Annotated in this window: 7 protein-coding genes and 1 pseudogene; 1 reads left to right on the top strand and 7 read right to left on the bottom strand. The window is 58.5% G+C overall.

What is annotated here, in order from left to right; translation table 11 throughout:
- Positions 1-517, bottom strand: a 517-nt coding sequence (locus WB528_RS05270; RefSeq protein ID WP_423887370.1) for a transporter substrate-binding domain-containing protein, incomplete at its 3' end; no start/stop codon positions are given.
- Positions 518-619: 102 nt separating this feature from the next.
- Here WB528_RS05270 and WB528_RS05265 point away from each other — a divergent pair.
- Positions 620-1150: pseudogene (locus tag WB528_RS05265) on the top strand (DUF1993 domain-containing protein).
- A gap of 20 nt (positions 1151-1170) precedes the next feature.
- On the opposite strand, the gene WB528_RS05260 reads toward WB528_RS05265, so the two are convergent.
- The 6 genes from WB528_RS05260 to WB528_RS05235 all read right to left on the bottom strand — a co-directional run bounded on the left by WB528_RS05260 (position 1171) and on the right by WB528_RS05235 (position 7126).
- The gene (locus WB528_RS05260; protein WP_423887369.1) at positions 1171-1572 is read right to left on the bottom strand and encodes a hypothetical protein; all 402 of its coding nucleotides are present in this window, start codon (positions 1570-1572) and stop codon (positions 1171-1173) included.
- Positions 1573-1693: 121 nt separating this feature from the next.
- Positions 1694-2683 (bottom strand): hydroxyacid dehydrogenase, encoded by a 990-nt coding sequence (locus WB528_RS05255; protein WP_423887368.1) that lies wholly within the window; start codon positions 2681-2683, stop codon positions 1694-1696.
- 32 nt (positions 2684-2715) lie between these two features.
- Positions 2716-3816: an ABC transporter ATP-binding protein gene (locus WB528_RS05250; RefSeq protein ID WP_423887367.1), complete on the bottom strand. Its 1101-nt coding sequence runs from the start codon at positions 3814-3816 to the stop codon at positions 2716-2718.
- Between the two features lie 7 nt (positions 3817-3823).
- Positions 3824-4735, bottom strand: a complete 912-nt coding sequence (locus WB528_RS05245) for a carbohydrate ABC transporter permease (protein ID WP_423887366.1) — start codon at positions 4733-4735, stop codon at positions 3824-3826.
- The gene (locus WB528_RS05240; RefSeq protein WP_423887365.1) at positions 4735-5673 is read right to left on the bottom strand and encodes a carbohydrate ABC transporter permease; all 939 of its coding nucleotides are present in this window, start codon (positions 5671-5673) and stop codon (positions 4735-4737) included. Before WB528_RS05240 ends, WB528_RS05245 begins: the two co-directional genes overlap by 1 nt.
- Before the next feature lie 112 nt (positions 5674-5785).
- Complete coding sequence (locus WB528_RS05235; protein ID WP_423887364.1) at positions 5786-7126, bottom strand: ABC transporter substrate-binding protein; 1341 nt, start codon at positions 7124-7126, stop codon at positions 5786-5788.
- Positions 7127-7670 lie beyond the last annotated feature (544 nt).

Genomic DNA, 7670 nt, shown 5'->3' with positions numbered 1-7670 from the left:
AAATCCTGATTTGAGCTCTTTTAATGTTGGCGCGGGTAAATCGTTCATTGGTGCCCCCGGGATTGACGATCACCCGTGTGCCGGGCCTGTCGATGTCGGCCAAGGTCTGGAATTTGCCGAAATCCTTGCACCGCGCGATCGGCGTTTTGCCTTCCTGCATGATGGGAACTGAGAAGCTGCCCTTGCTTTCTCGTTCCGGTGTGATCGAGATGCCTCCCATCGCGACATCGAAACGATCCGCCTCAAAGTCCCGGCTCAGTTGCGGCCACACCGTGTGCACATACTCAACCCTGATACCGAGCGCTTTACCGAGGCCATCTGCCATGTCGACGTCGAAGCCGCGAAAGGTCGATGTTGCCGGATCAAATGCGCTGAAGGGTGCATAGTCGCCGGTCATCCCGACGCGCAACGTTCCGCGTTTGACGATCGCCTCAAGCCGCGTGAGCTGCTGGGCCTGTGCCGAGGGCGCAAGCAGCGCGACGACGGCGACAAGACAGAAGTAAATCCTAATCATCATTCTTCTCTTGATCCGGCCTCGCGGCCCAAATGCGTGATCACATGGACTTGCGGGGAAATTCCACCTATCAGCGGGTTGCTCAGCGCGAAGGGGATCGTGAACATGACCATCTCAATGCACCAGGCTTCGGTCGGAGTTTTCACTCATTTTTTGAACAGCCTGTCCGATCTGCTGGACCTCGCAGCCGCTGACGCCGAAAAGCGAAAGATTGCCCCCTCCGTTTTGCTCAACGCGCGGCTCTATCCCAACATGTATAATCTTATCCGTCAGGTGGACGAAGCCAACCGACACGCCATGCTCGCCTGTGCGCTACTTGCCGACGCCGATCCGCCGGTCTTTCCCGAAACCGAACCCGATATTGGCGAACTGAAAGCGCGCATTGCGACGGTGAAGTAGTTCCTCGCCAACATACCTCGATCGAAAATCGATGGCACCGAAGAAAAAGACGTCGTCTTTACATTCCGTAACGGCATGACGCGGCAATTTGCCGGCCAATCGTTGCTGCTGACCTTCAGCGTGCCGCAGTTCTTTTTTCACGTGACAACGGCCTATGACATCCTCCGCCATTGCGGCGTCGAACTCGCCAAAAGGGACTTTCTGGGTAAGCCGGATCAGGCCGTCCGCAGGGCCTGACTTCTTGAGAGGCAGTCGTCTCAGCCACCGCCTTTGCGGAGGATGTCGGCTGCGGCTGCGCGTCCGGCCATTTCGTTCCTGAGCGATTCAAATCGCTGCCGCGCTTCGCTCGCCTGGTCGTCGACGAACCTGACAGCGGCGTCGGCTGACATCGGCCCGCTCGTGATGGAGCGGGAATTGTCGCCGATAGTTTCGTCCACGAAGTATCGATCGTCGCCTTCGCGGCGGACGGTCCACTTGAAGCGGATCGCCTCCATTGGCCCAGGACCGATTTTCCAATAGCCATCAACTTCGGTGCCCGGCGCTGGCTTTTCCGCTTTCTCATCCGCAACAGCTCGCGCAGCCTCGCGCGGCGAAGCCGTTTGGTCGAGGATGCTGGCGATAGTCGCAAGCGCGTGGTCGGTGGGGTCGCCTTCAGTCAATCGCTTAGCCTCCGTAAGCCCGGATAACGCGGCCAATTCCGCGAACCTGCCGCGCTTTGTGTCGCCGGATTGAGGCTGAGTTTTGTCAGGTGAGGCCGAGAAAGGTATCTCCTTCCGGCGGTCAGGCGAGCACGTCTTGATTAATGACGTTCTGCCGTATCGGGGCGCCGTCCAGTGCACTCAGAATATTGCGTGCGGTCTGTTCGCTCATCCGGTCCACGGCTTCCCAGGTGACGCCCGCAACGTGGGGCGCGATGATCACGTTGGGTAATTCAAAGAGCGGGTTCGGCACCGGCGGCGGTTCCTGCCCAAACACATCAAGACCGACGCCTGCCAGTTTGCCGGAGCTGAGCGCGTCATAGAGTGCGGCCTCGTCGATAATGCCGCCGCGCGCCGTGTTGATGAGATAGGCCGACGGCTTCATGCGTTTCAATCTGGCGCCATTGAACATCCCGACCGTCTCCGGCGTCTTCGGGCAGTGGATACTGACAAAGTCCGCCCGCGGCAGCGCCCCATCCAGATCGGCTGCCACCTCATAACCGGCATTCCTGATCTCCGCCGCCGTCTGATAGGGATCGTAAACCAGCACGTTCATTTCCATGGCGAGGCATCGTTTTGCGGTGCGCGTGCCGATCCGGCCAAAGCCGATAATGAGGACGGTTTTGCCGTAGAGATCGTAAGGCAATTTGCTCAGCCGCGTGCTCCATTGACCGTCCTTGACCAGCGCATGCAATTCGTTGGCGCGCTTGGCAAGCGTCAGCATCATGAACAAGGCTTGTTCCGCCACCGAAGGCGAATTGGCGATTCCAACCACCATCAGCGGAATCTTGCGGCGGCTGAGGGCAGGGACGTCGACTGCGTCAAAACCGACGCCAATCCTTGTGACGACCTTCATGTCCTTTGCTGCCTCAAGCTCCGTCTCGCCAAAACGGGTGGCGCCGAGCGCGACGCCATGGACCGGCGCATGCGCCTTCAACAGCGCCTCGAAATCGGTGGCCGAAATCAAATTTGGAAATTCAATGAGCTCGATGTCGTCCCGTTCTCTCAGGAGCGCGCGACCGCCCGCCGCCATCGTTTGGGTGATGAAAATTTTCTTTTTGTTAGTTGTCATTCCGCTAGCCTTGTCCGCCGGCGGTATAACCATCAAATAACGGCGCCGGTGACCTCATTTAGCAGATGCATATTGTTGAGGTCCACCGCCAAGCGGAGCGCTTCGCCGTCGCGGGCACAAGCATTGGGATTGACCCTTCCGCAGACCAGCTTGTCCGCAAGGGTGAAGTAAATCAGCGTCTCGCTACCCATCGGTTCGGTCACATCCAGCGTGGCATCGAAAGCCTCAACTCCAGGTTCGGCGTGGGCTTTCGCCTCCGTGATATGCTCAGGCCGTAAGCCCAGCAGCAGTTTTTGGTCCGGCTTGGCATTTTGATAGCGCGCCGCACGTGCTGGCGGCAGCGGAAAAGCAACCTGCTCCGTCAGCCGGATATGCAACCGCCCGGCAGTCTCTTCGAGCCGGCAAGGCAGGAAATTCATCGCGGGCGAACCGATAAAGGCTGCCACAAATCGGGTGGCCGGCTTGTGATAAAGTTCCTGCGGTGTTCCGATTTGCTCGATGCGGCCTTTATTCATGACCACGACCCGGTCGGCAAGCGTCATCGCTTCAACCTGGTCGTGGGTAACGTAGACGGTGGTCGTCCGTACTTTCTGATGAACCTTCTTGATCTCGATCCGCATCTGCACCCGCAACTTGGCGTCGAGATTGGAAAGCGGTTCGTCAAACAGAAAGACTTTCGGATTTCGGACAATCGCGCGCCCCATCGCCACACGCTGGCGTTGGCCACCCGATAACTGCTTGGGTTTGCGATCGATCAATTCGACGATATCCAGCATGCGGGCGGCTTCGTCGATCCGTGCCTTGATCTCCGCTTTCGGATAACGTTTCAATCGCAACCCGAATGACATGTTCTCGGCGACGGTCATGTGCGGGTAGAGCGCGTAATTCTGGAACACCATCGCGATGTCCCGATCCTTTGGCGGCACATCGTTGACGATATCGCCGCCGATCATGATGTCGCCGTCAGTGATATCCTCCAACCCTGCGATCATTCGCAGCGTGGTCGACTTGCCGCAGCCCGAAGGTCCCACCAGCACGACAAATTCGTGATCGAAAATGTCGAGGTCGATGCCACATACAGCCTCGACATCGTCGTAGCGCTTGATGACCTTATGCAAGCTCACTTCGGCCATAGACTTATCAACCCTTTGTCGCGCCGGCAGTGAGGCCGGCAATGTAGTAGTCCATCAGGAAGGCATAGATGACGAGCGGCGGCGCGGCGCCGAGCAGGGCGCCGGTCATGATCTGTCCCCAATTGAAGACGTCGCCCTTGATCAGCGTCGTGATGATTCCGACGGGCAGAACCAGCTGATCCGTGGAGGTGGTGAAAACCAGCGGATACAGGAACTGCGCCCATGAGACGGTGAAAGCGAAGATCGTTGCGGCAATCAGGCCGGGCAGGGCAACCGGAATAAAGATGCGGGTCAGTGTCTGAAACCACGAGGCGCCATCGATGATCGCCGCCTCGTCCAGTTCCTTCGGGATCGAAGCGAAATAGCCGATCATGATCCAGGTGCAAAACGGAACGGTCAGGGTCGGATAGATGAACAGCAACACGTACCACCGATTGATCAGCTGGATTCCCGTCCAATTCCCGAACTGCGCGAACATCTTGAACAAGGGAATGAACAAGAGACTGTCCGGAATGAGGTAGGTCAGGAACACGCCCGTTGCGAGCGTTGCCGAACCCCAGAACTTCATCCGAGCCAGTGCGAATGCCGCCGGCACGCTGATCAGCATGGTAACCGCCACCACGACGACGGAGATTATCGCCGAATTCCAGAAAAAGCGCAGGAACTGGTTCGAAGACAACAGCTCGACGTAGTTCGACAGGGTCGGATGGAATACCCACCACGGATCGGTCGCCGCCGAGATTTCCGCGCTACTCTTGAGCGAGGTGATCAGCATGTAGACCGGCGGCAATAGCGCAATCACCGCAAACAGCGTGAGGAAGAAATACGACCAGCGCAGCGCCCAGACGCGGTCCCGGCTCATACTGCCATAGTTGACCTTGCGCCGGGGACCTGCCTTGTCGACCGCAAGCGCGTCCATCAGGCTTCGTTCCCGCGTTTGGAGACATCGCGCAGGATAAAGTACGCAGCGACCGCCAGGATCGGCGCCATGAACAGCGAGACGCTCGCGCCGAGCGGAATGTCGCTGCCTTCGATGCCGATCTTGAAGGCCCAGGTCGCAAACAAATGGGTTTGATCCAATGGTCCACCGGCAGTCAGGATTCGCACGATGTCGAAATTCGCAAACGTCACGATCAGCGAAAACAGCGTCGTAATCGCAATGATGTTACGCATCATCGGTAACGTCACATACCAGATGCGTTGCCACCAATTCGCGCCATCGATGGCAGCAGCCTCGTAAAGCTGCTCCGGCACCGATTTCAGCGCGGCGAGGTACATGATCATGAAAAACGGCGCGCCATACCAGACATTGACCAGAATAACCGAGAAGCGGGCCCAGCCGGCCTCACCCAGCCATGAGATCGGTCCGATGCCGAAAAAGCCGAGCGTATAATTGAAGGCACTGTAAGAGGGGTCGAACAGCCACAACCAGGCGAGCGTACTCATGGCCGGCGGGATTACCCAGGGCACGAGCAGCATGCCACGCCACTTACGCTGCTTCTTGGAGGGAATGTTGTGGGCGAAATGAGCGACGATGAAGCCAATCAGCGCCTTGAAGACCACCGCCGTGACGGCGAAGATGCAGGATTGCTCCACTACCATCCAGAACGTGTTGCGCTTGAACAGGAACTGAAAATTGCCCAGGCCGACGAACCTGGTCATCGACTTGTTCAGCGTCGCCAGATGGATCGCATAAAAAGCCGGATAAATCACCAGGAGGGCGACGAGCAGGATCAGCGGCAACGCCATCAAAAACGCTACCGTCGACTTCCGCTTCAGCACGTTGTGCAATCTCGTGCGCGTGTTAGCGCGCCGGACGCCCCGAACACTGCCCTGTTGAAGTACGACGTCGACCATGGTGCGCCTTCTTTGCAGGATCATTCACCGGGAGAGCCGGCATGCCGATAGTCGGCTCAAGAGAAAGCGGCCGCGAGCGTGCTGCAAGACAGTCGCCGCGGCCGCCTTGGTTTCAGCTTCGCATGAAGCCTTCGCACTCGCCTTCCGCCCAGGCGAGGGTGTCTTCCATTTTTGCTCCCTGCGCGTATTTGAGGCACATCTTGGTCAATGTGGCCTGGGCATAAATCTGCTGCGCGATCTTCGGCGGCGCAGGCGACGCCGCAATCGAGAGCTTCTGGTGGTTATACGGGTTGGGATAGTGGAAAAGTGTTCCCTTGGGTGGCTCCTGCTCGGCCCAGACCTTGAGCGTCGTGAGCTTTTCAAATGCCGGCAGGTCGTAGCCGCCGCTTGCTCCCACCAGCCGCTCGATCGATGCCGGCTGCGACAAATGCGTCAGCAGGCTTTTCGCCGCTTCCTTGTTCTTGGAAAAATTCCAGAGTGCGAGGAAAAAAGGCAGGAACGGCGCGAAGCGGCCCTTCGGTCCCGACGGGAACCCGTGGGTCCAGCACTGCGCCGCGATTTCCGGCGCATCGCGCTTGGCAACGGCCCAGGCGCTTGGCGGGTTCAGGATCATCGCGCCCTTGCCGGCGATTAGCCATTTGTTGTTCGAGGCGTCGTCCCATGCGGCCACGTCCGGCGGAAGAAGCGGGATCAGCTTCTTATAGAATTCGAGAGCCTGCCGGACATCGTCGGTTTTTACGGTCAGGTCGCCTTTGGCGTTGACGAGTTCGGCGCCAAAAGACTGGAATATCGCGCCGGCCGTATCGACCGAATCGGAGGTTTCGCCAAGCCCGATGCCGATGGGAAATCCACCCTTCTTGCAGGCTTCGGCCGCTTTCAAGAAGGTATCCATCGTCCAATTGTCGGCTTTTGGCGGGCTGCCGGCGGGGTACATCTCCTGCACGTCGATGTTGGCATATTTCTTCATCAGGTCGATCCGGGAGCAGGGGCCTTTGATCTGGCTGCCGAGGCAGATGGGAACGCCGAGCCACTTGCCGTCGAGCTGTCCGAGATATTGGACCGTTCCGTTGACCGCACCGTTCTGCTTGATCAGCGGTTCCATCACGTCGTTGATAGGTTCGAGCTGGTCGGAATTCGCGTGCGGCCACCAGGTAGGCATCGCCAGAATGTCATGGCCGGACTTGGCCTGAGCCTCGGCTGCGATGGTAATCAGGTTCTTGTTGCCCTGGCTGGTGATGTAATCGATGGATACCTCGACCTTCTCTTTCGCCGCCCATTCATTCACGATCGCGGTGGAGGTTTTGTTGGCTCCGGGAACCCAGTGATCCCAGAGTCCGATCGAGAGCTTGCCGGCCGCGTGTGCAGCTCGAATATAGGGCGCCGCAATCAGCGCCGCCGATGACAACGCAGTGGCGGCCACGAACTGCCGTCGAGAAAGCCTTCTCCTGGACATCGCATTCCCTCCATATGTTGCTTTGCTTTGTTTTTATTTTGCACTTCGTTTGGCCGATGCCACCGGCAGGCCCTGCATTCGCAGGTCGGCGCGAAGATTTTAATCGGTAGATCAGACCAGAATTGGCCGCCGGTGTCGAGAAATCAGGCTTCGAACGGCGTTAGAACTATCGTTGCGTTTCGTCGCACCCGGCGTCGGGGGTCGACGATCCGGCCAGATAAAAGGTGCCCTGTTGCGCTGCAAACGCAACGGGCGAAATCTGGCTGTGCGGCGTCACACCGACCCTCCGCTCAACTGCTCGCCGAACAAATCGCCAACTCCTGGCGCGACGATGCGGCCGTGGACTCGTCCGACGCGGTAACGATAATGTTGTCTACGGTGGGCGATTCAAAGCCCCCATCGCAGCAGACCATAGTTAGATGGAGCCTGAAATGATCCGCCCAACTCCGGCCGCGCGCCTGCTACCGGGATTGTACATGGTAGCAAATCTTGCGCTGCTTCTTGCCACGCCTCAGGCAGTTCAGGCCCAGGGGCTGGTAAAAGG

Source organism: Bradyrhizobium sp. (genome assembly GCF_049586575.1).
In the GTDB taxonomy this organism is placed as follows: Bacteria; Pseudomonadota; Alphaproteobacteria; order Rhizobiales; family Xanthobacteraceae; genus Bradyrhizobium.
This window is presented reverse-complemented; position numbering and strand designations above follow the sequence as displayed.